Origin of the sequence: Chryseobacterium sp. MEBOG06, assembly GCF_021869765.1 — a bacterium.
GTDB lineage: Bacteria > Bacteroidota > Bacteroidia > Flavobacteriales > Weeksellaceae > Chryseobacterium.
On sequence record NZ_CP084580.1, the window covers coordinates 4,974,316 to 4,999,990 of the forward strand.

General features: G+C 36.3%; 19 protein-coding genes, 2 tRNA genes and 2 pseudogenes. 12 read left to right on the forward strand and 11 right to left on the reverse strand.

The window, feature by feature from the left end; all coding sequences use genetic code 11:
* Window positions 1-126: 126 nt before the first annotated feature.
* The 4 genes from LF887_RS22690 to LF887_RS22705 form a co-directional block, all read right to left on the reverse strand.
* Window positions 127-1,860, reverse strand: a complete 1,734-nt coding sequence (locus LF887_RS22690; RefSeq protein ID WP_236856518.1) for a thiamine pyrophosphate-dependent enzyme — start codon at window positions 1,858-1,860, stop codon at window positions 127-129.
* A 360-nt stretch (window positions 1,861-2,220) separates the two neighbouring features.
* Window positions 2,221-3,423, reverse strand: coding sequence for a diaminopimelate decarboxylase (lysA, locus tag LF887_RS22695; RefSeq protein WP_236856519.1), 1,203 nt, complete (start codon window positions 3,421-3,423; stop codon window positions 2,221-2,223).
* 261 nt (window positions 3,424-3,684) lie between these two features.
* Window positions 3,685-4,908: a PolC-type DNA polymerase III gene (locus LF887_RS22700; RefSeq protein WP_236856520.1), complete on the reverse strand. Its 1,224-nt coding sequence runs from the start codon at window positions 4,906-4,908 to the stop codon at window positions 3,685-3,687.
* Window positions 4,909-5,066: 158 nt separating this feature from the next.
* On the reverse strand, window positions 5,067-6,593 hold the full coding sequence (locus LF887_RS22705; RefSeq protein ID WP_236856521.1) for a helicase HerA-like domain-containing protein: 1,527 nt from the start codon (window positions 6,591-6,593) through the stop codon (window positions 5,067-5,069).
* A gap of 144 nt (window positions 6,594-6,737) precedes the next feature.
* On the opposite strand from LF887_RS22705, the gene LF887_RS22710 reads away from it, so the two are divergent.
* The 4 genes from LF887_RS22710 to LF887_RS22725 all read left to right on the forward strand — a co-directional run bounded on the left by LF887_RS22710 (window position 6,738) and on the right by LF887_RS22725 (window position 10,102).
* Window positions 6,738-7,799, forward strand: coding sequence for a hypothetical protein (locus LF887_RS22710; protein WP_236856522.1), 1,062 nt, complete (start codon window positions 6,738-6,740; stop codon window positions 7,797-7,799).
* Window positions 7,800-7,999: 200 nt separating this feature from the next.
* Complete coding sequence (locus LF887_RS22715; RefSeq protein WP_236856523.1) at window positions 8,000-9,409, forward strand: MBL fold metallo-hydrolase; 1,410 nt, start codon at window positions 8,000-8,002, stop codon at window positions 9,407-9,409.
* A 1-nt stretch (window position 9,410) separates the two neighbouring features.
* Window positions 9,411-9,785: a rhodanese-like domain-containing protein gene (locus tag LF887_RS22720; RefSeq protein ID WP_236856524.1), complete on the forward strand. Its 375-nt coding sequence runs from the start codon at window positions 9,411-9,413 to the stop codon at window positions 9,783-9,785.
* Window positions 9,786-9,802: 17 nt separating this feature from the next.
* On the forward strand, window positions 9,803-10,102 hold the full coding sequence (locus LF887_RS22725) for a thioredoxin family protein (RefSeq protein ID WP_236856525.1): 300 nt from the start codon (window positions 9,803-9,805) through the stop codon (window positions 10,100-10,102).
* Window positions 10,103-10,147: 45 nt separating this feature from the next.
* Here LF887_RS22725 and LF887_RS22730 read toward each other — a convergent pair whose 3' ends face one another.
* Entirely contained in the window at window positions 10,148-10,900 is a 753-nt protein-coding gene (locus LF887_RS22730) for a nitrilase-related carbon-nitrogen hydrolase (protein WP_236856526.1), read from the reverse strand.
* A 234-nt stretch (window positions 10,901-11,134) separates the two neighbouring features.
* On the opposite strand from LF887_RS22730, the gene LF887_RS22735 reads away from it, so the two are divergent.
* The 5 genes from LF887_RS22735 to LF887_RS22755 all read left to right on the forward strand — a co-directional run bounded on the left by LF887_RS22735 (window position 11,135) and on the right by LF887_RS22755 (window position 17,370).
* A complete protein-coding gene (locus LF887_RS22735; RefSeq protein ID WP_236856527.1) occupies window positions 11,135-11,575 on the forward strand; it encodes a DUF6646 family protein in 441 nt (146 codons plus the stop codon).
* Window positions 11,576-11,681: 106 nt separating this feature from the next.
* A complete protein-coding gene (gene rseP / locus LF887_RS22740; protein WP_236856528.1) occupies window positions 11,682-13,172 on the forward strand; it encodes an RIP metalloprotease RseP in 1,491 nt (496 codons plus the stop codon).
* An 81-nt stretch (window positions 13,173-13,253) separates the two neighbouring features.
* Window positions 13,254-13,327: transfer RNA gene (locus LF887_RS22745), tRNA-Asn, on the forward strand.
* 388 nt (window positions 13,328-13,715) lie between these two features.
* On the forward strand, window positions 13,716-16,913 hold the full coding sequence (locus LF887_RS22750) for a S41 family peptidase (protein WP_236856529.1): 3,198 nt from the start codon (window positions 13,716-13,718) through the stop codon (window positions 16,911-16,913).
* Window positions 16,914-17,293: 380 nt separating this feature from the next.
* Window positions 17,294-17,370, forward strand: a tRNA-Asn gene (locus LF887_RS22755).
* A gap of 100 nt (window positions 17,371-17,470) precedes the next feature.
* On the opposite strand, the pseudogene LF887_RS24350 reads toward LF887_RS22755, so the two are convergent.
* Window positions 17,471-17,563: pseudogene (locus LF887_RS24350) on the reverse strand (transposase); the annotation flags it as partial.
* Window positions 17,564-18,008: 445 nt separating this feature from the next.
* Here LF887_RS24350 and LF887_RS22760 point away from each other — a divergent pair.
* Complete coding sequence (locus tag LF887_RS22760) at window positions 18,009-20,540, forward strand: DUF5686 family protein (protein ID WP_236856530.1); 2,532 nt, start codon at window positions 18,009-18,011, stop codon at window positions 20,538-20,540.
* A gap of 99 nt (window positions 20,541-20,639) precedes the next feature.
* Here LF887_RS22760 and LF887_RS24490 read toward each other — a convergent pair whose 3' ends face one another.
* The 5 genes and pseudogenes from LF887_RS24490 to rplU all read right to left on the reverse strand — a co-directional run.
* Window positions 20,640-20,807, reverse strand: coding sequence for a bacteriocin-like protein (locus LF887_RS24490; protein ID WP_410680551.1), 168 nt, complete (start codon window positions 20,805-20,807; stop codon window positions 20,640-20,642).
* Between the two features lie 170 nt (window positions 20,808-20,977).
* Window positions 20,978-22,171 carry a T9SS type A sorting domain-containing protein gene (locus tag LF887_RS22765; protein WP_236856531.1) on the reverse strand — a complete coding sequence of 398 codons (1,194 nt, stop codon included), beginning with the start codon at window positions 22,169-22,171 and terminating at the stop codon, window positions 20,978-20,980.
* 216 nt (window positions 22,172-22,387) lie between these two features.
* Window positions 22,388-22,555, reverse strand: a complete 168-nt coding sequence (locus tag LF887_RS22770) for a hypothetical protein (RefSeq protein WP_236856532.1) — start codon at window positions 22,553-22,555, stop codon at window positions 22,388-22,390.
* Window positions 22,556-22,729: 174 nt separating this feature from the next.
* Window positions 22,730-22,987 carry a 50S ribosomal protein L27 gene (gene rpmA, locus LF887_RS22775; protein WP_236856533.1) on the reverse strand — a complete coding sequence of 86 codons (258 nt, stop codon included), beginning with the start codon at window positions 22,985-22,987 and terminating at the stop codon, window positions 22,730-22,732.
* Between the two features lie 40 nt (window positions 22,988-23,027).
* Window positions 23,028-23,387: pseudogene (rplU, locus tag LF887_RS22780) on the reverse strand (50S ribosomal protein L21); the annotation flags it as partial.
* 185 nt (window positions 23,388-23,572) lie between these two features.
* Here rplU and LF887_RS22785 point away from each other — a divergent pair.
* Both LF887_RS22785 and LF887_RS22790 read left to right on the forward strand, forming a co-directional pair.
* On the forward strand, window positions 23,573-24,460 hold the full coding sequence (locus LF887_RS22785) for a metalloprotease (RefSeq protein WP_236856535.1): 888 nt from the start codon (window positions 23,573-23,575) through the stop codon (window positions 24,458-24,460).
* A gap of 117 nt (window positions 24,461-24,577) precedes the next feature.
* On the forward strand, window positions 24,578-25,666 hold the full coding sequence (locus tag LF887_RS22790; RefSeq protein WP_236856536.1) for an acyltransferase family protein: 1,089 nt from the start codon (window positions 24,578-24,580) through the stop codon (window positions 25,664-25,666).
* The last annotated feature ends 9 nt before the right edge of the window (window positions 25,667-25,675 follow it).

The window sequence follows — 25,675 nt, forward strand, 5'->3', positions numbered from 1 at the left end:
TTGTTAGCTAGTATTAATTATTAGCAAAGGTAAATATTTACCTCATTGATAGGAAAAAAAAACTTCACATCAGATGTGAAGTTTTTAAAAATATGGTGATTTTATCTCTTTTGTAGGACCGTCATTTTACAACAGGCCTTTGATATGCTTATAATTAGTTTTCACTGTTTCAAAAACCTCATCCATTTTTCCGCCAAGCATGAGCTGTGCCATAGATTTCGTCATTCCCATAACCTGTTCAAATTCAATTTTGGGAGGGAGCGCCAAGGCATTAGGATTTGTAAAAATATTCAAGAGGTAAGGTCCGTTATGCTCCAGGCATTCTTTTATAGAACTTTGTACGTCTTCAGGTAGGTGCACATTTTTCCCAGGGTATCCCATTGCATGGGCAACCATTGCAAAATCAGGATTGATCATATCTGTTTCATTATCCGGCATTCCGCCTACTTCCATTTCAAGTTTTACCATTCCTAGCGTCCTGTTATTGAATACAATGAGCTTCACGGGAAGCTTATACTGAAAAATGGTTGCCATGTCTCCCAAAAGCATCGACAGTCCTCCATCTCCACACATTGCAATAACCTGTCTTTCCGGATGTGAAAGAGCAGCACCAATAGCCATAGGCATTGCATTAGCCATTGATCCATGATTAAAAGATCCCAGCATTTTTCTTTTTCCGGTTCCGGTAATAAATCTGGCACCCCACACACAACACATTCCTGTATCTACGGTAAAAATAGCATCTTTATCAGCAAGCCGGTCTAAAGTATGTGCAACATACTCCGGCTGAATTGCATTCTCTTTACCATAGTCTTTGACGTATTCTAACTGGTTTTCTTTTACTTTTTCGTAAAATGCTAGTTGCTCATTAAGAAAATGAACGTCTGTTTTCTCGTCCAGCAAAGGAAGCAAAGCAAGGATTGTCTCTTTTATATCTCCTGTGAGCCCCAATTCCAGTTTCGCTCTTCTGCCCAGCCTCTCCGGGCTCTCGTCTATCTGCACGATTTTATTTTTTAAAGGCATGAATTTCTGATAAGGAAAGTCTGTTCCGAGAAGGATAACCAGCTCTGCTTCATGCATTGCGTGAAACGCTGATGGAAATCCTAAGAGCCCGGTAAGCCCTACTTCATTAGCATTATTAGGCTGAATATCCATTTTTCCACGGAATGAATATCCTACAGGAGCTTTTAAGAGCTCAGATAATGTTATTACTTCTGTGCTTGCTCCTGCTGCTCCAATTCCGCAATACAGGGTTACTTTTTTGCTTTCGTTGATCAGTTTAGCTAAACGCTTCAGCTCTTCATCTGAAGGGCGTATAACGGGATTAGTCCTAAATATTTGGGTAGAGGTAGTTGTTTCTTCCGCGTCCAGTTCAGAGACATCTCCCGGAAGCCCTATTACCGCAACTCCCTTCTTAGAGATTGCATGCTGAATGGCTGTCTGAATAGTTCTCTGCACCTGTTCCGGTCTTGTAATCATCTGATTATAATAACTGCAGTCATCAAATAGCTTTATCGTATTGGTTTCCTGAAAGTAATCCATTCCCATTTCTTCACTGGGAATAGTGGAAGCTATGACCAACATCGGAACATGAGACCGGTGCGCCTCATACACCCCATTGATCAAATGGACATGTCCCGGACCACAACTGCCCGCACATACCGCCAAACCATCCAGCTCGGCTTCAGCCGCCGCCGCATAGGCTCCCACTTCCTCGTGCCGTACATGGATCCATTGAATACTGCTTTTCTTAACAGCTACATTAAGATGATTAAGGCTGTCACCCGTTACTGCATAAATTCTTTTCACATTAGCACTTTCGAGCATTTCTACAATTTGCTCTGCTATATTTTTAGCCATAATTAATATGTTTTGGTGGTTGTTTTTCTATGAAAAATAGTAATGGATATAAAGATAAGCCTCTATATCTCTATCAAAATTAACTAATTAAATTGGAACTTCCGCAGGGTTTCAATGTTAAAGGTTCCTAAATTCATGATCAGACTTTATAGGTTCTTGGGAAGAAAAGAATTATTATTTTCAGGCAAAATCCGCAAGGTTCTTTGGATTTAAACATCTGTTAAACACAAAGACAAAATCCCTTTAAAACAAAAGCAAAAAATCTTGCAGTATTTATATTGGATAAATAGTACCGTATTTTCCGGTAAAAGAAAAACGGCTATCCAAAAGACAGCCATTTATATATATTTTTTTAAGTCTTTAGATCACTACTTCGATCTGATTTCTTAATAAATCTTCAAATTCATCTCTTTTACGGATCAGGTGAGCTTTTCCATTCAGGAATAATACTTCTGCAGGTTTCAATCTTGAGTTGAAGTTAGAACTCATTTCAAACCCGTAAGCTCCTGCATTATGGAAAGCAAGGACGTCCCCTTCCCTCACTTCATGCAGCTTCCTGTCCCATGCGAATGTATCTGTTTCACAAATGTTTCCTACTACAGTATAGATTCTTTCCGCTCCCTTTGGATTAGATAAGTTCTCAATCGTGTGGTAAGAATCGTAGAACATCGGACGGATCAGGTGGTTAAATCCAGAATTAACACCTACAAAAACTGTAGCGGTAGTCTGCTTAATCACATTAGCTTTCACCAATAGATAGCCGCTCTTTCCTACCAGGAATTTCCCAGGCTCAAACCATAACTCGAATTTTTTCCCCGTTGTTTTTGAAAATTCGCTTAAAACGTGTTCTACTTTTTTACCTAAAGTTTTAACGTCAGTTTCCTCTTCGCTGTCCTGATAAGGAATTTTGAAGCCACTTCCCATATCAAGATATTTCAGGTTGGGGAAATGCTCAGAAAGCTCCAGCATGATATCCAAAGCCTGAAGAAATACATCAGGATCTTTGATTTCACTTCCTGTATGCATGTGAAGTCCTTCCACATTCAGGTTGGTAGATTTCATCACTCTTTCTATGTGACGAACCTGGTGAATAGAAATACCAAATTTACTGTCGATATGTCCTGTTGAAATTTTATAGTTACCACCAGCAAAAATATGCGGGTTGATCCTTACTAAAATCGGATATGTATTTCCGTATTTATTCCCGAATTGCTCAAGAATAGAAATGTTATCAATGTTTATATGAACTCCACAAGCCATTGCCTCTTCTATTTCTGCTAAGTCAACACAATTTGGAGTAAACAATATTTTCTCTTTCGGAAATCCTGCTTTCAGTCCAAGTTTGACTTCATTAATAGATACACAATCCAAAGAAGCACCCAAGTTCTTGACATACTTCAAAATATTGATGTTTGTCAATGCCTTCGCAGCATAGAAAAACTTTGTGTGTTTTAAAAAAGAAGATGTAAGTTTTTCATATTGAACTTTGATGGATTCAGCATCGTAAACATACACCGGGGTGCCAAACTCATTGGCAATCTTTAATAATTCTTTTGAATTCATAATTTCATTTTAACATAAAAAAAGGCAGATTCTTAGATAAAGAGTCTGCCACATTAATTATTTTTATGCAAGACAACTCTTTTAAATATTCCAAACCTTAGAGAACTTTACAGCTCCCTTTTTTCCAGTTTTAATTTGTTTAAAATTTTGCATTGCTTCGTTTTATTTTTTACAAAAATACTATTTATTTTTTATTTTAAGAAAATTGATTTGAAAAGCATCTTCTTTTTTATAAAAGATTATACAGTCTAAATTCTTCCGTTATTTTGGCAAAGGCAGTGTCTCAAAGTCACCACGCAGCATTGCCAGCTGCAATTCGTTGTTCAGATCCGTAGAAGATAAAGGAAGATCAATTTTTAATTTGGCAAGCTTACTCAGCGTCTGAATCTGTGTAAACAGCTCATAAAAACCAAAAGACATTACCCTCCCGTTTTCAATAATCAAAAATAATTTCTCACCTAATTTTCTTCCGGCACCCAGCCACAATTCATTTCTTTTTTTGAAATCAATTTTATGTTTTAATACAGAAAAATCATTGTATTCTTCATGAGAATTAATAAACTGAACGGCTTTTGTACCCTGTGTAAATGATCTGAATTTTAAAACCGGCTTTTCTGTTTTATTGAGCTGATTTTTTTCAACGATATATTTCCCGTTCCTAAAATAAAGTCCAAAAGGTAAAACTTCTTTCTTTTTAATATTTTTAGAATTCAGGATCAGCTTCGCAATAATATCTGTTCCGGTAAGTTCAAAATTAATCTGCTCAACATCTCTCTGGATCGGCTCCCATTTCTTTGACTTGGAATTGAACATTTTTTTTGAATACTTGTTGATATCCTGCACATAATCAGAAAAAATAATTCGTCCAACTTCATCCTGAAAATAAACAAACCCTTTTTCATTCGGAAGATCCTGGGTAAGCTCTTTAATCTTGTTGATATAGGTTTTCGCATTGGACTCATCATGCTGCTTTTGAATGATCTCATTTTCGGTATCTTTTGAGATCAACAGTTTGAAAAGTTCCAATGTGGCTCGTGCATCTCCATCAGCCCTGTGATGATTGGTCAAAGGAATTCCCAGTGACTTCACCAGTTTTCCCAATGAGTAGCTTACCTCATCCGGAATCATTTTTTTAGCTAATGGAATGGTATCTAAAGTATTGATTTTAAAATCATAACCAAGCCTTTTGAAGGACTGGCGAAGCATTCTGTAATCAAAATCAATATTATGCCCTACCAATGTTGTATTCTGGGTAATTTCGATAACTCTTTTGGCTATTTCATGAAATTTAGGAGCAGTTTTCACCATTTTAGGAGTGATACTCGTAAGCTTTTGAACAAAAGGAGTGATATCACTTTCAGGGTTTACAAGAGATATAAACTGGTCCGTAATTTTCTGACCGTCATATCTGTAGATGGCGATATCTATAATGCATTCATTTCTATAACCTGCACCATTACTTTCTATATCTATAATTGAATACATTGAATTTCTGTTAACTGCTGTTTCTAATTTATATTAAACCCATTTTTAATTCCCATCAAAATCTGGGTTTACTTTTACCATATAAGTAAAGATAACCTGCTAAAATAACAAAAAATATGTCAAAAACATAGCAGTTTACTTTATATTATACGTTAAAACTATCTTCTTCGGCCTCCTAACCCCAGCATTCCGAGAATAGCCTTTGCCCCTTCACGCATTAATGTACTGGTGAAAGTTTTTCCGGCCTTGCTCTGCAATACCTGTTCGAACATTCCCGGTTCTTCTTTTACCGGCCTGGTTTTTTGTGTTGGAGCAGCATTCTGGGCTGCCTGTTCCATTCTGCTGGTTAGCATTTCATACGCTGATTCTCTATCAATCGCCTCTTCATATTTGGCAACCATTGCTGATTTTGCGGTAAGCTCTGTAATCTCCGGTTCACTCAGGACATCCATTCTCGACTCCGGAGAGATAAGGTAAGTGTGAACAAGTGGTGTAGGAATTCCTTTTTCGTCCAAAGCTGTTACAAATGCTTCTCCAATCCCCATATTCTGGATCAGGCTGGATGCATTATAGTATTCTGTAGTAGGATAATTTTCTACTGCTTTGGAGATTTCTTTTTTATCTTTAGCCGTAAACCCTCTTAAGGCATGCTGTATCTTCAGCCCTAATTGAGAAAGTACACTTTCCGGAACATCACCCGGAATTTGGGTAATGAAATAAATCCCAACTCCTTTAGAACGGATCAGTTTCACCATTGTTTCAATTTGTGAAAGAAGGGCTTTTGATGCTTCATCAAAAAGAAGGTGAGCCTCGTCTATAAACAAGACCAGTTTGGGCCTGCCACTATCTCCTTCTTCCGGGAAAGTCATATAAATTTCTGCAAAAAGCGATAGCATGAAGGTCGAAAACAGTTGTGGTTTATTCTGAATATCTGCGACTCTCAAGATATTGACAACCCCTTTTCCATTGCGCGTTTCCAGTAAATCCTGCACATCGAAACTCAATTCTCCAAAAAAGTCTGCTGCTCCTTGCTGCTCCAGTGCAACAATAGATCTTAAGATAGCACCTAAAGAGGCCGATGCTATCGATCCATAATCAGCGGCAAGTTCAGCTTTTCCCTTTGCATTATCTGTAACATACTGTAAAACTTTCTTTAAATCCTTCAGGTCAATCAGCGGAAGTCCTTTATCATCACAATATTTAAAAACAATAGACATGATACTTTGCTGGGTATCATTAAGTTCCAGGATTTTACTTAATAAAACGGGGCCGAATTCTGTAACCGTTGCCCTTAATTTCACCCCTTTTCCACCGGAAATTGTCATTAGTTCCACCGGAAATCCTTGTGGATTGTAAGGAAGCTGTGTCTTAGCGTATCTTTCTTCAATAATCGAATTCATCTGACCAGCTTCTGCAATTCCTGAAAAATCACCTTTAATATCTAATACAAGAGACGGAATTCCCTGATGGGAAAGTTGTTCAGCAAACACCTGTAATGTTTTTGTTTTTCCCGTTCCTGTTGCGCCTGCAATAAGACCATGACGGTTGATTGTTTTCAAAGGAATGGTTACATTCACCTCAGGAACCACTTCTCCATCCAGCATTCCTTTTCCTAATATAATATGTTCTCCCTTTGGAGTGTATCTCGCATTTAATTCTTCAATAAATTGTGCTTTGTCTGCCATCTGATCGTTTTTTAACTTATAAATATAGAAGTTTTTGTAAAATGTTTAATGATTAAAACAATATTATTATGATTAAATTTTGTCCTAAATTCATTAATTTATATATTTAATTTGGCGTTGACAATAACAACATATATACCACACATGATTCCATTAAAAAAAAATCTATTTATTATTTTCTCCCTTTTGTACACTCTGTTTTTCACTCAAAACAGGAAGGAACCTGTAAAATTAGCCATAAAAGGAGATTTCACCCATATCTCCACTTCAGTAATTTTCCCCTTACTTTGGTCAGGTTTTCAAAGAGAATCCATATACTCTTATGATATGCAGAATAAGCATGTCGCGGTGAGTTATGTGCAGGAAGAAGGAAAGAAAAACAAAACAGCACTTACCCTGTACGTATATCCTATAAAATCAATTGACAACCAACTTCTCAGAAGCGAATTTTCAACTTATGAATATGTGCTGAATCAGAATTCCAACAAAGGAGTCGATTTAAAACCATTATTTGGAAATATTTCTAATGACCGGGTAAAAGTAAATTATATTTACTCGGTATTTGACCATTCAATGGGTGAACGTGACTTTTTTAAAGGTGTAAAATACACTGATAAAAAATCTCTTATTTCTATTTATGAATGTGGAGGCTGGCGTTTTAAAATCAGAATATCAAGTGATCATATGACCGCGGATCAGCTAGCTGAGATGAAAAACAAAATAGAAAACTATTTCAGTATACTGGAAGTTGCTTCAAAAAAACCTCTTCCCATTGATCAGGCACCGGATATTATTCTATCACCCGTCATCAAAAGAGACACTATGATGATCCGCTCAACCATTGCTGCTGCAGAGGCTAAAAAAGAATGGCTAGGCACAAATTTAGAAAAAAAGGAACTCCTCGCCGGGTTCAATGATATGAAAATTGATTCGGAGGTGTATGCTATTGAAAAAATGATAGAGTTCTATAAAGCTCATGAAAAAGACTGGCCTATACATGAAGACACGAAAAAATATTTTAATGAAATGATCAGAATCGCTGATAGTGGCAAAATAAAAGATCATATCTATGCAAAGTATAACCGGTTGATCCAGTATGATGAAGGTGACGCCAGAACAGATGACTATATCCAATTCAAAATTGATAACCATATTTCGGAAGATACTAATCAGATTTTCTACAAACTGTATTATCGTTTAGAATAATTGAAGATTCTATCAATTGAACATGATAAAAAACAGCATTTGGAAATTAACACTATGTAAGGCATTCTTTTTGCTGAAAAGACGAAGAACATTAAACAATCGTTTAACATAGTATTGAAAGAAACTATCAATGGCATTTAACATTTCATTTAGAATTCATCTAATACTTTGTATCTTTAACTCATTAAAAAAATACCCCAATGAAAATTGAACAAATATATACGGGCTGTCTGGCTCAGGGTGCCTATTATATTGTATCAGAGAATGAAGCTGTGATTATTGATCCGCTAAGAGAGGTAAAACCTTATCTTGATCGCTTGGAAAAAGACAACGTTACGTTAAAATATATTTTTGAAACTCATTTCCACGCTGATTTTGTTTCCGGACATCTGGATCTAAGCAAAAAAACAGGTGCACCTATTGTATACGGGCCTACTGCTGCCCCTGAATTTGAAGCCATTATAGCAGAGGACGACCAGATCTTTGAGATTGGGAAAATAAAAATCAAGGTAATGCACACGCCTGGTCATACGATGGAAAGCAGTACTTATCTTTTAATTGATGAAAACGGTATTGAAACCGCCATTTTCACAGGCGACACTTTATTTTTGGGAGATGTAGGCAGACCTGATCTGGCTCAGAAAGCAACCAATCTTACACAAGAAGATCTTGCAGGTATTCTGTATGACAGCCTTCAAAATAAAATTATGCCTTTAGATGACAGCATCACTGTTTATCCGGCTCACGGTGCAGGTTCTGCATGTGGAAAAAATATGCAGAAGGAAACTGTTGACATTTTAGGAAACCAAAAAAAGACTAACTACGCACTTAACCAGCCTGATAAAGAATCTTTTATCAAAGAAGTATTGGACGGACTGACTGCTCCTCCAAAGTATTTCGGAATGAATGTAGCATTGAATAAAGGCGGCTATGAAAGTCTGGATGTAGTAATGAACAAAGGACTACAGCCAGTTGCTGCAGAAGATTTCGAAGCATTGGCAGAAGAAATGGGAGCCTTGATTTTAGACACAAGAGCGGCTGCTGACTTTCATAAAGGTTTTGTACCCAACTCTATCAACATTGGATTAAAAGGAGATTTTGCACCATGGGTGGGAAATCTTATAGTAGATGTAAATCATCCTTTACTATTGGTTGCTGATGAAGGAACAGAAGAGGAAGTGATTACCAGACTAAGCAGAGTAGGATTTGATAATGTGGTTGGATATCTGAAAGGAAGTTTTGAAGCCTGGAAAAATACAGGTAAAGAAACGGATGAGATCAAAAGAATTTCTCCGGCTGAATTTGCAGAAGTATTTACAGAAGACAGCAAGGTAATTGATGTAAGAAAACTAACTGAATATTCTGCAGAACATATTAATAACGCTTATAATAAGCCATTAGATACTATCAGCGACTGGGCACGCACAATTGATGATTCGGAACATTTCTTCCTTCACTGTGCAGGCGGATACAGAAGCATGATTGCGGCAAGCATCCTTAATTCAAATGGAATCAGGAACTTCACTGAAATAGAAGGTGGTTTTAACGGTATCAAAAAAACAGAAAAATTTCCAACATCTGATTTTGTTTGCCAATCTAAAACATCATAGGATGAGGAAAATTCATTTTTTCGGTCTTATTCTGGCTATAACATTTATGGTAAGCGCCTGTAAATCATCTCATGTGGCAGATGTCCCAAAGGCGAATATCAGAGAAGTGGTAAACAGTTCAGAGGTGACCCTGATAGATGTCAGAATCCCGGAACAGTATGCTGCGGGAACTGCAAAAAATGCAATCAATATCCCTTTGGCAGAAGTTCAGAATAATATTGAAACGCTTAAAGGCAAAAAGGTTGTCGTGTTCTGTAATAAAGGAATACAGGCAGACCAGGCTATGGATATTTTAAAGAAAAACGGTGTAGAGGCCTACGATGGCACCAGTTGGAAGAATGTAAAAGCCATTCAGGAAGAAACTGATAAAAAATAAATTAATAACCAAAAACTATGTCACAAAAATTTCAGGAAATTATCAATTCCGACAGACCGGTACTTATTGACTTTTTTGCTACCTGGTGTCAGCCTTGCAAAGTACAGTCTTCGGTTTTGAATACGGTAAAAGAAAACATCGGTGAAGGAGCCAGAATCATAAAGGTAGATGTGGATCAATATCCTGCAATAGCATCCCAGTATGGTGTACGTGGAGTTCCTACACTGGCGGTTTTCAAAAATGGAGAATTATTATGGAAGGAAAGCGGGGTACATGATGTGAATACATTAACCCAACTTTTGCAACAATATATGTAACATAAAATATAAGTAAGGCTGAAATTTAAACCTCAGCCTTATTTTTTATAATTGGATTGAAAAGTGGTCCCGGTCATTCAAAAACTGGAAGTGTTTTCTAAAATCTATCAGTTCATCCATATTCCATTCTGTGGATACAATATTTCCTTCTTTTTGAGAAATTTCTTTTCCGTCTGCGAAGAAGCAGTGGGAGCTTTCCTGATAAAACAGATTGTTTCCATCTGTTCCTATCCTGTTTAGACCAAATACAAAAGACAGGTTTTCTATAGCTCTTGCTTTTAAAAGATGCTCCCATGCTCCTACCCTTTTTTCCGGCCAGTTGGCAACATACAGCATGGCATCATAATCATCATTATTTCTGGCAAAGACCGGGAAACGAAGGTCATAGCATACCTGAAGCAGAATTCGTACTCCTTTATAATCTACAATCACTCTTTCATTTCCTGGAGTATACACTTTATCTTCCCCTGAAAAAGAAAACAGATGCCTTTTGTTATACCATGAAATATGACCATCCGGTTTTACAAAATACATCCTATTATAAAAACGACCATCCTCTTCTACCGGAGCACTTCCGGAAAATGCGGCATTCTTATCCTTTGCCATCCTTTTCAAAAACTCAAGGGATTCTTCATTTCGGTCCGAAACTTCAGAAGCATCCATACAAAAACCTGTTGAAAACATTTCAGGAAGAAGAAAGAGATCTGCTTCAATATGCTGAAGTTCATGTTCTATAAGTTTAAAATTCTCTGATTTATTTTTCCAGATGATATCTAAATTGAGCCCTGCAACTTTCATCTTTTTATTGTTTTTTTAAATTATTTCAAATCTGATTTATAAAAATACGCCTTTTATATTGATCAAAAAAACTTACTTCCGGAATTATATTTCGGTGTAGCGAAGATTTTATTTTCAACATCTGAATTTCTTAACAAACTATTAAAGTCATGCGTTTTTCAGCTATAAAACTTCTTTCGGTTTCATTTTTGATACAGGTATTTTTTATTAATATCATTAAAAATTGGAAAATTTATGAAGAAATTGGTTTTTATGGTGATGATATTCTTTTTCGGAGCCACGGCAAATGCTCAGGCATGGAATGGAAAGGGAGATCAGAAAATTCAACTGGGTCTAAGTGCCTGGGGATATGGAACTGGTATAACGGGAACTTATGATTACGGACTGAACAAACTCATCTCTGTAGGAGCCGGAATTAATGGTTATTTTGATAATTATAAGAATAATGATAAAGACAATCGTGTTTTTGTTTTTGGAAGACTGAATTTTCACTTACAGGATGCACTGAACCTTCCGGCGAAGTGGGATATCTATCCGGGAGTAGATATGGGAGTGGTAGGAAGCGACTTTGGAATAGGGGCCCACATAGGAGCACGCTACTTCTTTACTGAGAAAATAGGAATCTTTGCAGAGGTTGGTAATAACGGCAGCCTTGGAGTTTCATTCAATTTATAATCAAATCGTCTTTAAATATGACAAAGCTTCTCGTTTCGGGAGGCTTTTTTATTTGGCATAGTTTTGATAATTGTTACCTTTGCAAATTAAAATCTAAAATTTATTAATGGAAATAGCAATCAAACTCTTTCAGTTCATTCTGAGCATCTCTATACTTGTGCTTCTTCATGAGCTTGGGCATTTTTTACCGGCAATATGGTTCAAAACCAGAGCGGAGAAGTTTTTCCTGTTTTTCGATCCTTATTTTTCTTTATTCTCAATGAAGAAAATCAACGGAAAATGGCAGTATAAATTCTTCTCACAGAATTTACCGGATTCTGAAGTAATAGAGGTTAACGGAAAGAAGGAAGAAGTTCCTATCGATATATCAAAACTTCCGGACAACGACTGGAGAAAACATCCTGAACAAACTAAATACGGAATTGGATGGCTTCCTTTTGGAGGTTATGTGAAAATTGCCGGAATGGTAGATGAAAGTATGGATACTGCTCAGATGAAAAAACCGGCAGAGCCATGGGAATTCAGATCCAAACCGGCTTGGCAGAGGCTTATCATTATGATGGGAGGGGTTACTGTAAACTTTTTCCTTGCGTGGTTAATCTACAGCTCCCTATCATTCTTCAATGGAGAAACGTATACGGACATCACCAAATTCAACAATGGAATTGAGGCGAGTGACGCAGGAAAGAAAATGGGCTTCCAAAACGGGGACAAAATCATCAATGTGGATGGGAAACCTGCAGAAAGATTAGAAAACACATCTATCAATATCCTTTTAGGAAATAATGTTACTGTACTGAGAAACGGGCAGGAAGTTACTTTCCCTGTAGAAGCAGATGGTGTAGCAGCTGTTCTTAAGCAGAAGGAAGCAAAGCTTTATATTACTCCCAGGATTCAGATGGTAATTGATTCCCTGGCAACCCCTTCTTCTCAAGCTTCAGGCTTAGCTAAAGGAGACAAAGTTGTAGGAATCAACGGAAAAAAAGCAGTTTTCTTTGATGAAGTAAGTGCTCTTTTAGCTGAAAATAAAGGAAAAACAATTACTGTAGACGTTGAAAGAAATGGCGCTTTACAAACAGTATCTAATGTTTCTGTTGACAAAAATGGAAAATTAGGTGTAGCAATTGATACTAAAAGTATTGCCAAAAATATTGTAACCAATAAAAAATATTCTTTTGGAGAAGCTATTCCAAGAGGATTTACAAGAACTATTGAGGCATTAACTGCACAGGTAAAACAGTTTAAAATCATGTTCAACTCCAAAGTTCAGGGATATAAGAACGTGGGAGGCCCTATTGCTATTGTAAAGAATATGCCTGTTGATAAAAGTGCTGACGGAAGCTTTACCATTAACTGGGCTGCATTCTGGAGTTTTACAGCAATGTTCTCGATATGGTTGGCATTCCTAAACCTTATTCCTATTCCAGGCCTTGATGGAGGACATGTTTTATTTACGTTGTATGAAATTATTGTAGGGAAACCTGTTCCACAAAAGGTATTGGAGAATGCACAGATGATTGGGGTTATCTTCCTGTTAGGCTTAATGTTACTAATCTTCGGAAGCGATATCTTCAAGATCTTTACAGGGAAATTATAATTTTTTTGAAAATTTTTCTAAAAAATATTTGTAGGGTATAAATATTCGTCCTATATTTGCACCACTTAAAACAAAGGACATTCCTCCTTAGCTCAGTTGGTTAGAGCATCTGACTGTTAATCAGAGGGTCGCTGGTTCGAGCCCAGCAGGAGGAGCAAAAAAGACTTACAGTAATGTAGGTCTTTTTTCATTTTATGACCTGTAACAAATCGTATTTTAATGCGCCAGGCTCAAAAGTTGGGAGAACATCTCAACTTGTTTAAATTTTAAAACTTTACGGAGTATTCATATTTCAAACGAGTCTTTTCTGACACAATCTTCCTGTCATCAAAAATCAGATGTTCATTCTATTAACAGAATGATAAAGTATGAAGAGGTCACAAAAGCGCAGGTCCTTTTTAGGTTATCTCTCGCTCTAAATAAGTCAGAGAAAAATCTTTCTTATTTCTGAAAAATTTAGACATTTGTAACTTATTATTAATCTACCATGACAAACCAGTTTCATAGTATGTCTTCGGGAAGGCATAAATACCCACTTATCTCATGAAAAAACTTTATATCTCATTATTAACTGCCTTTGCTATTATCCAAGCTTCAGCACAGGACAAATCATACTTTTTATCCAGCCCTTCACTAAGTCCTGATGGGAAAACTGCCTATTTCGCTTATGACGGAGACATCTGGAAAGCAGATTCCAACGGTGGAAATGCTTCAAGAATCACCGCTCTGGATGGAGAAGAGATTAATCCACGTGTCTCTCCCGACGGAAAATGGCTTGCATTCAGTTCTAATCAATATGGAAATTACGACGTCTATGTAATGCCTGCTGAAGGAGGAAATATTAAACAACTGACCTTTCATACAGGAAAAGATGAAATGGAAAACTGGGGATGGGACAGTAAAACCATCTATTTCACCTCAAACAGAAACAATAACTTCGGAAGCTTCAAAACTACGGTTGAAGGAAAAACTCCACAAAAGCTTTTTAATAATTACTTCAACAATACTAATGGCCTTGCAGAAACTCCGGCTGGAGAATTTCTCTTCACCAACTCCTCAGAAAGCGCCAATCAGGTACACCGTAAGCGCTACAAAGGTGAAAACAATCCTGATATTTTAGGATATAATCCAAAGAACGGCACTTTCAAACAATATACTAACTATGAAGGAAAAGATTTCAACCCTAGCGTAGATAAAAACGGGGCTATTTATTTCATTTCCGATGAGAATAATAATGAATACAATCTTTATAAAATCGAAAACGGTAAAAAGATACCTTTAACCCAATTTGACACTTCTATTAAAAAACCTTTTGTTTCGGCAAACGGGTCCAAAGTAATATTTGAAAAGGATTATCAACTCTATATTTACGACGTTGCCACAAAAGCGACGAAGGCTCTGAATATCAATTTAAATACTAATAAAACACTGGAAAAAGAACAGAACTTCGGAGTAGAAAATAATATTTCCTACTATGATGTCTCTCCGGATGGTAAAAAAATGGCGTTCATAAGCCGTGGTGTTTTGTTTGTTTCAGACATTGAAGGGAAGTTTACCCAGCAGGTTTCTGATGGAAAAGAACGTGCAATGGAGGTAAAATGGCTGAAAGATAACCGCACATTACTTTTTAGTCAGACCGATAAGGGGTATCAAAACTGGTTTAGCATTTCTGCAGACGGCAAAGATCCCTTAAAACAATTGACTCACGATTCGCGTAATAATCGCAACATAACACTTAATAGCGATCTTACAAAAGCCGTTTACTTAAGCGGAAGGGATGAAGTAAGATTAATGGATTTAAAAAGCTTCAGCTCCACAACCATTGTAAAAGACGAAATCTGGGCATTCCAAAACTCAACCCCTTCTTTCTCGCCGAACAACGAATATGTCTTATTCTCTGCAAAAAGAAACTTTGAGCTGGATATTTTCATTTATAATATCAAAAAGCAACAGACTATAAACCTTACGAATACCGGCGTTTCAGAGGAAGATCCTTTCTGGTCTCCCAATGGTAAGTATATTTATTTCGCCAGCGACAGAACAAACCCGTCTTATCCTTTAGGTATGCAGAAGTCTAATATTTACCGCATGGCTCTGGACTGGTTTGATGAACCTTATAAGTCTGAAAAGTTCGACAAGCTTTTTACTGAAGAAAAAAAGGAAACTAAACCTTCAGAAAAAGAAAAAGATAATAAGGATAAAAAGGACAAAAAAGATACCGAAAATAAAGAAGAGAAAGACAAAAAGGATGAAAAAGAGAAAGAACCGGTTATAAAAGAATTAAAAGTAAATCCTGAAAATACTCTGGACAGAATTGAGCTGGTGACCGACCGATATGGATATCAGGATGATCCTTCGGTTTTTCTTGATGACAAAAAGGAGATCCTTTTCTTTAATTCTAATCAGGATAATGGAAAAAAACAGCTCTTTAAGAAAGTCTTCAGCGATTTTGAACCCGCCAAATCTGAAAAAGTATTTGATAAAGCAGCTTACTACATCACAAAAAGTGATAAGAATCTCTTTGCATTAGTAGAAGGCAATATTTATAAGATGACTCTGGCTGCCTTAAAGCCCGAGAAAGTAAGTATTCAGTATACTTTTGATAAGGATCTGGCCTCTGAATTTAATCAGATGTATGACGAAGCCTGGACTGGTGTTGATGAAAACTTCTACGATGAGAATTTCCATGGCATTAACTGGAAAGCAAAAAAAGAGCAGTATGCAAAATATCTACCCTACGTTCACAACAGAAATGATCTTCGAATTTTATTAAATGATCTTCTGGGTGAACTTAATTCTTCACACACCGGATTTTCCTCAACAGGAAAAGAAGAAACCAGATACCTGAACTACTTTACAAACGAAACCGGGATTGTCTTTAAAGAAGACCAGCCTTATACCGTAGAAAGTATTATTCGAAAATCTCCGGCTTTCCGTTCAGGTGTTGACATTAAACCTGGCGATCAGCTGGTTGCTGTAAACGGAAAAAACATTGATACTGCTGAAAATCGTGAAACCTATTTCACAAGTCCTAAAAAACAGGATGAGCTCACTCTTACCTTGAGCCGTAGCGGTAAGAATGTAACCACCAAAGTACATCCGGTTTCAAATACGGAATTAAAAACACTGCTTTACGACGACTGGATATTCAACAACCGCCAGCGTGTTAATAAGCTCAGCAACAACCGAATTGCTTATTCATACATGAAAAACATGTCTACCGATGAGCTGGATCGTTTCCTTCTGGATATGGTAGAACAGGAAAACAGAAAAGATGCTGTCATCCTTGATCTGCGCTACAATACTGGAGGAAATGTTCATGATAAAGTATTAAACTTCCTTTCCCAAAGACCTTATTTACAATGGAAATACCGTGAAGGGAAAATGACTATGCAGCCTAATTTTGCTCCTTCCGGAAAACCTATTGTTCTACTGATTAATGAAGGCTCATTAAGTGATGCTGAAATGACCGCAGCTGGGTTCAAAGCACTGAAACTGGGGAAAATTATTGGACAGGATACGTACAGATGGATTATCTTCACTTCAGGAAAAAGCCTCGTAGACGGTTCTTTTTACAGACTTCCTTCATGGGGAACTTATACTCTGGATGGGCAAAATCTGGAAAAAACAGGTGTAAAACCTGATATCTATGTTAAAAACACCTTCATAGACCGACAAAAAGACAACGATCCTCAACTGGAACGGGCTGTTCAGGAAATACTTAAAGATATAAAGAAATAAAAAAACAAGACTTACAGGAATGTAGGTCTTGTTTTTTTTGATGATAACAGACTTACTCCATAACCTATTAAATCAAAAATTATATGATTGGCTTTTTTTGATGACCCAATTTTTTTGGGCCATTGAGGGTATTTCATCAAATATTTGTTCCTGTAAATCTTCATAGGAGAGAAAAATTTGTTAAATCTCAAGGTTACTTTAGAGGAACAACTTTTAGATTTTTGCCATTTTTTGAAATTTCCGGGAATCTGTTGAAAAAAAAATAAAATATTTCTTATTGAATTTCAATACTTTTAGTTAAAAATCATCCAGAATAGGCAAGAAAACTTGCGTCGAATGGATATTCATATTATATTTGCACCACTTAAAACAAAGGACATTCCTCCTTAGCTCAGTTGGTTAGAGCATCTGACTGTTAATCAGAGGGTCGCTGGTTCGAGCCCAGCAGGAGGAGCCAAAAAGACTTACAGCAATGTAGGTCTTTTTTTATGCCTAAAACTTTTACCCGATGAGCTGATGAAATAGGGTTTTTATGGATCAGGTGCAAAAGTTGGGGGCTACGCAAAAAGTTTGGTTAATCTGAATAAAAAAAATGATCTGTCCTTCACCCCTCTGAGCTGCATCCTGAAGTTCTTGATTTTCGCGTTGAAAGGTTATTTATCAGAATTAATACATGGATTGTTATTACAAACTTTGTTATCCCACGAGATCTCATCAAAGTGGCTACCTTTAGCACTTTTATTCAAAACACTTTAAATACAAGTTAAAAGCCTCACAAAAAAGTATTTACTTAAAAAAAGATCACATTAATTTCTTCAGTAAAATTGAAAGAAAGAGAACAATTCTTTTATTTATAGTTTTTGTACCCAAAAGAACAGCTGAATACATAATAAATCTAAAGGGTTATCCTATTCATTAATTCACTGATTCTTTATACCTTAAGCCTAAAAATTTCCTATTTAATTTTAGTATACAGTATATTATTTTCGTTACATTTGCCGTTTTATATGTAAGAATAAAAATAATTTATTTTTTTACGTATTTTTTTAAATAAACTGCATACTTTTTGTTTATGCTAATTGCCTGAAGAAACGAATGATGTTAAATAATAATTCCAAAAAACACTATTTTTTATTTTTTCTCCTGATACTTGCCGGTTCAGCACATGCTCAAAACCGGGCCAGTGGTAAAATTGCAGATGAAAAAAGCAACAAAGAACTAAGTAAAGTTGATATTTTTATCAATGATAATAAAACTCCCTCTCTTACCACAACATCCGGCAGCTTCATGGTGCAGTCGGACAGCATCATTCATAAATTAAAATTTTCTAAAAAAAATTATACTTCAGAAACACTGGACATTACTCCAGAGACTGCTGACAATATTTTTGTACAGCTTTCCCAGGCCAAGGTAAGCAACATCGAAGAAATTGTTCTTCAAAGCGGAAAACCCAAGTACAAGAACAAAAAGGAGAACCCTGCTTATGCTATTATGCAGAAAGTATGGGCTCAGAAAAGAAATAACGGGTTAGAGAAATTTGACACCTATTCGTTTAAAGAATATGAGAAGACTCAATTTGATCTCAACAACCTGGACAGCGCATTCATGAAGAAAAAGATCTTCAACAAACTGGATTTTATTTTCAGTTATGCCGACTCTACTGCCAGTGGAAGATTAGGGCTTCCTATCTTCCTGAATGAAGCTGTTTATGAAAACTATGGTAGAAACAGACCTGATAAGGATAGTAAAAGAACTTTGATTGCTCAGAAAACTTCTGGTTTTCAAGATAATCAGGTAATAACTGTTTCAGCTAAAAACCTGTACCGGGATATCAATATTTATGATAATACCCTCAATTATTTCGATATTGGATTCCAGAGTCCGGTAGGAACTGATGGATTCAGTACTTATGACTACAGCCTGATGGACACTATAACCATCCGTGGCGAAAAGGCTTTCCAAATAAGATATCAGCCCAAGAGAAAAGATATCCTTGCATTTCAGGGAAATCTTTATATAGACACAGACACGTATGCTGTGTTGGGAGCCACCTTAAAATCAACACAGAAGATAAACGTCAATTTCGTCAACAGTGTTTATACACAGCTGGAATATGATAATCCTGATGACACTACTTTTCTTCCTAAAAAGCTTGTTACAGAATTTGAAATGAGCCCTTTCTCAAAAAAGAAAGGCGCCAAAAGTATTATAGCAAAAAGATCCGTAGACTACTCCGACTATCAGTTCAATAAACCTCTTGATCCAAAAGTATTTAAGCGGACTGAAGAGGAATATGAAGATAAATTTACAGATAAAGATGATGCGTATTGGACCAAAGCCAGACCTGACACGTTATCTAAAGCAGAACAGGGAGTCTATAATATGCTGGATCAGCTTCAGCAGACTCCTAAATTCAACCGAATGGTAAAACTGGTAGAAACTCTTGGGTCCCGTTATTATAACGCTTTTAAGGGAATTGATATTGGTCCTATTTTCTCCATTTACGGGAAAAATGAAGTTGAAGGAAACCGTATAAGACTTGGAGCGAGAACCTATTTTGGCTTAAATGACACCTGGAGGGCTCAGTTTTATACAGCCTATGGATTCAGAGACCACCAGGTAAAATACGGTGTTGATGCACGATATATGTTCAACAGGCTTAACCGTTTTATGGTCGGTGCCGGAACCAGCAGAGATATTATACAGCTTGGAGGACAGCTTACATCAGGTGATGGAGTTGCATCCCGTTCTTTATCTTCCAGTACTTTTTTTGCAAGAGGAGAAAATATTTCTTTAAGTTCTGTAAACCAAACAAATGTTTTTGCAGCGATTGAACCCTGGAAAAATTTTCAGATAAGAGTTGACGGAGTGATGCAAAGTATTAAATCTGCTATTCCTGAGAAATTCAACCTTATGTATTATCAGAATGGAAATTTAAGAAAAACAGTAAACGATTCTCATGTTACGATTAGTTTGATTGCAAAACCGGGAGCGAAATTTTCTCAAACGGGAATAGACCGCTATCAGGCAAGAAATCTGGCACCTACTATTGTTTTAAGATATACGAGAGGAATAGAAGGTCTATTCAATGCTGATTTCAATTATGACAAGCTGCAGTTTATGCTGTATAAACCTTTCTTAATTGGAAGTATGGGAAAAATGATTGTTAATTTTGAGGCTGGGAAAAACTTTAATACAGTTCCTTTAGCATTACAGAATATAATCCCGGCTAATCTTTCATATGGTTTAGTTCCGAATACATTTTCACAGCTTAATTATTATGAATTTGTTGCCGATGCCTATACGACTTTGCATCTGGAACATCATTTTAATGGTAAAATACTTTCTTACATTCCTTTGATCAAAAAACTGAAGCTTAGAGAAATTGCATTTATCAGAGGAGCATACGGAACCTTAAGTGATGCTTCTAAGGCCATCAATGTTGAAGGATTTAAATATTCCGCTCCAAGCGAGCATATTTATTATGAATACGGATTTGGTATTGAAAATATAGGAATTGGCAACCTTAGAATCTTCAGAGTAGATTTCAACTGGAGAGGAAATTATCTTGACAGACCCGATATTTCAAAATTCGGCGTTAAAGCAGGATTCCAGGTAGGTTTCTAAATAAGAAAAATATAAACAGAATCGGCGGCTTCTTCGAAGCCGCCGATTCTTATTTTAAAGCTTAAGATCTAGTACAGATTACTCTTCGAAAGACCATTATTAAAAACATGTACAAGGTTCCTCAACGTCCAGCAGGCAATGTATTTTCTGCCATGGGGTCAGCCTGCACCATTTATCACATGTTTTAGTGGGAGCTGGAGGACATTGTTCTCCACCACCATTAATACTTTTTAGATTTTTCTTTGTTAGTTTTTTGAGATTTTTCATATTATTTAGTTTTGATTCTCGGCCTACTCTATATGCTTTTCGGCTTCCGCATAGGGTCTGTGATTGAGCAAATATAAAAATATTTCACGAATAAAGGAGTATAATTAGAATAGTCAGAATCCCTTAAAAATAAAAAAGCTGAACTCTATTTAAAGTTCAGCTCCTAATTATTATTTTTTGATCAGCTTAGTTGATTTCACATCCTTATCGGACTGCAGTAAGAGGTAATACACCCCTACCGGCAAATCCTTAATATTAACTGAGCCATTTTCCTGTAGTAACCCGGAAAGCACAACTTTTCCAACCTCATCTATAAGTTTATAGGTCTTAAATTTATTATTTTTAATATAAACATAGTCCGTAACCGGGTTAGGATACACCTCAATATCCTGTTGTTCAGATATCATATTCTGTACCCCAAGATTTGATGAACTGGCAAGCCAAATTACTGCATTCACCAAAAGAGGCCTGTGATTACCGTTTGCGTCTCCTGTATAACCGTTATATAAAGTATCATTAGGATCACCCGTTCCGTCATCCGGCACAGAGCTATCCCCTAAAGCACATATTCTGCCATTTCCATAGGTTGCTGTAGCAAACATTACATTAGTACTTCCCGTATTAGATGAACCGGAAGTAAAAACCAGTCCCTGTACAGATGCGTTACTGCTTTTATCCAGAGTCATTGTTGCACCACTTGAAAATTTCATTTGCGTTGGAGTCCCCTGAGGACCAGACAAAATCATTGGGTTGACACTTATTGGCGCAAAATTAGATGTGGATGGAGATATACTATTCAAGTCAAAACTAATTCCGAATGGATTGGAAACCACCCCATTTGTTGTAAAAAAGTCATTCCAGATAGCAGGAGAATCCCAACCATCATTATTCCTATCACTTTGATTATGATCAGAAATGATAAAAAGTCCACCACCATTTGCTACAAAACTTAACAGCGCTGTTTTTTCTGAAGGAGTAAATTTAATATTAGGCTCATCTATGACAAAAACTTTGTAGTTGGACAAATCCTGTGGATTCGAAGAGCTTCCATACGTAATACTTCCGTTGTATGGTAACGTTTCTACACTATACCCCTGTTTAACAAGGTCTATTCCCCAATTACTCAATGCTCCCTGCCAATAGGTTTCCGGTGTCGCAGCAGTAATTGTACTTTGTGCAGGCGTTGGAAATCTTTGCGGATTAGATTCTGACCCTGTAGTGGCAACTCCTGTTGCATTAAAATAGAGATTATGCACATCAGCATCAATAACCCAGTCTGCATTTCCTGCTGACTCTGCCTTGGTGGCGTCAAAAAGTATTTTTATTTGTGCCTGCCAGCTTACAGAAGCCAACAGTCCTAACATTAGTATAATTTTACCCTTCATGTTCAAGTTATTTAAAATGGGGTACAAAATTAGAATACTTTGAAATGCATTGAACTGATAAAAATTAAAATTCAATTAAAATTTAAATAAATACCGCAGCCTCAGGGAAGCTACGGTATTACAAACTATTATCTATCTTTATTGATCATTAAACAGCCTTGCAAAATGTTCAGACCATTCTTATTTTCACATTACTTAATCAAGACATTCCGTACAAGGCTCAGAAAGTATACAGTGCGACTTCTGCCATGGGCTCCATCTGCACCACTCCTGACATGACTGGAACATAGAAGGACAACTTGCTGCTACTCCTCCACTGATTACTTTTAAACTTTTCTTGTTTAATTTTCTTAAATTTTTCATAGGTATTTATTTTAGTTTTTTGGCATCTGTAACCAATTGATTACTTAATTATAACAAATATATAAATATTTCACTATCAATAGAAAATTAATGCAGATATTTCACATTTAACAAATATTCACAAAAAAAAGCCTCAGCGAATGCTAAGGCTTTTTTTTTATAAAACGCTATTAACTATGCGTTTGGCTCTACAGATACAAAAGATCTGTTATTTGCTTTCTTTCTGAAAACTACATTACCGTCTACTAATGCGAACAAAGTGTGATCTTTACCGATTCCCACGTTATCACCTGGGTGGTGCTGAGTACCTCTTTGTCTAACAATAATATTTCCGGCAATTGCTGCTTGTCCTCCGAAAATCTTCACACCTAATCTTTTAGAGTGAGACTCTCTACCGTTCTTGGAACTACCAACTCCTTTCTTGTGTGCCATTTTATTTTAAGGTTTTTTGGTTTATAAATTATTCTGCGTCTTCAGCTTCAACTTTCTTAGTTGTTTTCTTAGCTGGTTTTTTAGCTTCATCAAATCCGGTAATACCAGTGATTTGAATCTGAGTTAAAGATTGTCTATGACCATTTTTTACTTTGTAACCTTTTCTTCTTTTCTTTTTGAAAACGATTACTTTATCAGCTTTTACGTGGTCTAAGATCTCTGCATCTACAGTGATACCGCTTACAGCTGGGGCGCCTACAGTGATTGAACCGTTTACAGTAAGAAGAACTTTATCGAAAGAAACTTTTCCTCCTTTATCTCCTTTTAAACGGTTTACAAACAACTTCTGGTCTTTCTCAACTTTGTATTGAAGCCCTGCTATTTCTACAATTGCAAACATTGTTTATAAAATTTTTAGTTATTTCGAGGTGCAAATATACAAATTAATTTCTAATTAACTTACAATCAAAGCAATGTTTTTTTTATTTCAATCCTATTCACTATGCTTTGAATAATTTTTAACAATAATGTATTCACACTTAAGAGATAATTTCATAACTTCGCTTTACCAAATTGAATTTTTATATGAAAAAAAACTTTAATCTCTGCTTATTAGCAGGTGCTATTGCTGTTACCACATTATCAGCATGTAGCGATGATAAAATGGACGAAACCGTTCAACCGCAGCAAGCAGCACTGAGTGCAAAAATTGAACAACCTGGAGCACTTGAAAAAGTTTGCTACTATGTAGACAACAATTGGAGCAACTCGGCAGTTTTGAAATCAGGACTTCAAAATTCTGCAGATACCAGTTTTATGAATGGTCAAATGACTAAAATTGCAAGTATGTGGGGGCGAAGTAATCCTGTATTACAGTATGTAGATGATCCTTCCAACTTCAATTCAACGTACAACGCTATTTCCTACGGCAACGGAAAAATTTATTACGGATATGCTATCTATTATGATGCTAAGTCAAAAGGAGGCGATATTGTAAATGCTATGATTCTTGCCCATGAATATGGACATCAGTTACAATACATTTTTGGACTGCCTTCCGTAAATGAAAACACAGCAAGACCAAACGAATTGGAAGCAGATGGTTTTGCAGGATACTATTTAAGAAGACCGAACGGTTACAACAAAACCAATTTTACAGAAATTGCTGCAGCATATGAATTTGCTCAAAGTATTGGAGATTACCAGACAAACAGCCCCGGCCACCACGGAACTCCGGCACAAAGGAGATCTGCTGTACGTTTAGGTTTCCTGTTGGGCCAATATGACCTGAACGCCGCAAATTTTGATTATAACTTCTTTTACTATTATCAGGGAGTTCTCAATGGAACTTATAAAATGGTTAAAAACACGGTAAATCCGGAGATTGATGCCTATATGAGCCAATATATTGATGAGCTTAGAAAAATTCAGTCCGGAGAAATTTCTGCGGAAGAATTCAAAAACCTGAAATAAAATTAAACATTCATTTTAATATATTTAAGAAAGGAGGTGGGCTTTATGTTCAACCTCTTTTTATTTGTCTTGAAAAATAACAGAAGTTTATTTACTTTTGAGCCATATCCTATAATAATGAACAGAGATCTCTATATTGACTTTGCCAAAGGACTGGCAACTTTATCTATTATATTCATTCATACAGCTTTCTGGTCAGGACAGTTTTATATTCCTGCGGAAGTACGAGTCTTTTCCCTCGTTTTTGATGTGGCCCTTTTCTATGCACTCAGCGGAATTACCTCAGGAGCCAATATTGAAAAGACATTTTACCGTTTATTAAAATTACAGATCACCTATATGATCTTTGTGACTTTTCTGTTCTTTATGGATTACTTCTTTAAAGTCTTTGGACTCACCTTCTTCTCCCAGGAATGGCTCCAGAGCTTCTATTCTACATTTGGGTCAAAGTATGCTACCACCAGCATTTCAGCTGTACCTCAATGGCAAAATCTCGGAAACTGGTATCTTCATCAGTATACCAATGCAGATACTTTCCCGGTTGTGATGGGAAGCTTCTGGTATCTTAAAGTTTATTTTATCCTCACCGTATTTGGAGTATTAATTTTAAAATTTTTCCCAAAACATATTAACTGGTTCATAGGTATATGTATTGCATTAACTCTGTTATTTAATATATTTCCGGAATATTATCCAACAGGGCAGGTGGGTTACGTAGCATTTTATCTCGCTGTCTTCTTAATCGGAAACAGAATGCGTGGCAAAAAGATCCCCAACAAGATTATACCTCTTTTGTATGCTTTAGTTGCAGGAGCTCTATTATGGATGTTCTGGTATTATGGAAATGAGATCTTTTACAAAATCAATAAAAACAAATTTCCACCCAAAATCCCATATATCATCTGGGCACAATTCTCTTTGGTAACTCTCTTTGTCCTTTATAACAGATTAAAAATTTCCAAAGACAATTTCATTACCTATATAGGTAAAAATGCTATTTTCTTTTATTTTGGACAGGGAATAAGTTCATCACTGGTTTATTTTCTGGTAGTTCCTTTAAAAGAAAATATGCCCTGGTGGCTTTTAATGATGATCATTTACATTATTAATATTATACTGGCATTCATTATCTCTGCAGGGCTGAAAAAAGTAGATACACTGGGCTGGAATATTTTGGAATCCCTAAGAAGAAAGACCGCGGCTTAGGACTTTAGT

Bases quoted from the DNA above. Each gene is read 5' to 3' on its own strand.
- LF887_RS22690 (WP_236856518.1), bottom strand. From the start codon at position 1,860: ATGGCTAAAAATATAGCAGAGCAAATTGTAGAAATGCTCGAAAGTGCT.
- lysA (WP_236856519.1), bottom strand. From the start codon at position 3,423: ATGAATTCAAAAGAATTATTAAAGATTGCCAATGAGTTTGGCACCCCG.
- LF887_RS22700 (WP_236856520.1), bottom strand. From the start codon at position 4,908: ATGTATTCAATTATAGATATAGAAAGTAATGGTGCAGGTTATAGAAAT.
- LF887_RS22705 (WP_236856521.1), bottom strand. From the start codon at position 6,593: ATGGCAGACAAAGCACAATTTATTGAAGAATTAAATGCGAGATACACT.
- LF887_RS22710 (WP_236856522.1), top strand. From the start codon at position 6,738: ATGATTCCATTAAAAAAAAATCTATTTATTATTTTCTCCCTTTTGTAC.
- LF887_RS22715 (WP_236856523.1), top strand. From the start codon at position 8,000: ATGAAAATTGAACAAATATATACGGGCTGTCTGGCTCAGGGTGCCTAT.
- LF887_RS22720 (WP_236856524.1), top strand. From the start codon at position 9,411: ATGAGGAAAATTCATTTTTTCGGTCTTATTCTGGCTATAACATTTATG.
- LF887_RS22725 (WP_236856525.1), top strand. From the start codon at position 9,803: ATGTCACAAAAATTTCAGGAAATTATCAATTCCGACAGACCGGTACTT.
- LF887_RS22730 (WP_236856526.1), bottom strand. From the start codon at position 10,900: ATGAAAGTTGCAGGGCTCAATTTAGATATCATCTGGAAAAATAAATCA.
- LF887_RS22735 (WP_236856527.1), top strand. From the start codon at position 11,135: ATGAAGAAATTGGTTTTTATGGTGATGATATTCTTTTTCGGAGCCACG.
- rseP (WP_236856528.1), top strand. From the start codon at position 11,682: ATGGAAATAGCAATCAAACTCTTTCAGTTCATTCTGAGCATCTCTATA.
- LF887_RS22750 (WP_236856529.1), top strand. From the start codon at position 13,716: ATGAAAAAACTTTATATCTCATTATTAACTGCCTTTGCTATTATCCAA.
- LF887_RS22760 (WP_236856530.1), top strand. From the start codon at position 18,009: ATGATGTTAAATAATAATTCCAAAAAACACTATTTTTTATTTTTTCTC.
- LF887_RS24490 (WP_410680551.1), bottom strand. From the start codon at position 20,807: ATGAAAAATCTCAAAAAACTAACAAAGAAAAATCTAAAAAGTATTAAT.
- LF887_RS22765 (WP_236856531.1), bottom strand. From the start codon at position 22,171: ATGTTAGGACTGTTGGCTTCTGTAAGCTGGCAGGCACAAATAAAAATA.
- LF887_RS22770 (WP_236856532.1), bottom strand. From the start codon at position 22,555: ATGAAAAATTTAAGAAAATTAAACAAGAAAAGTTTAAAAGTAATCAGT.
- rpmA (WP_236856533.1), bottom strand. From the start codon at position 22,987: ATGGCACACAAGAAAGGAGTTGGTAGTTCCAAGAACGGTAGAGAGTCT.
- LF887_RS22785 (WP_236856535.1), top strand. From the start codon at position 23,573: ATGAAAAAAAACTTTAATCTCTGCTTATTAGCAGGTGCTATTGCTGTT.
- LF887_RS22790 (WP_236856536.1), top strand. From the start codon at position 24,578: ATGAACAGAGATCTCTATATTGACTTTGCCAAAGGACTGGCAACTTTA.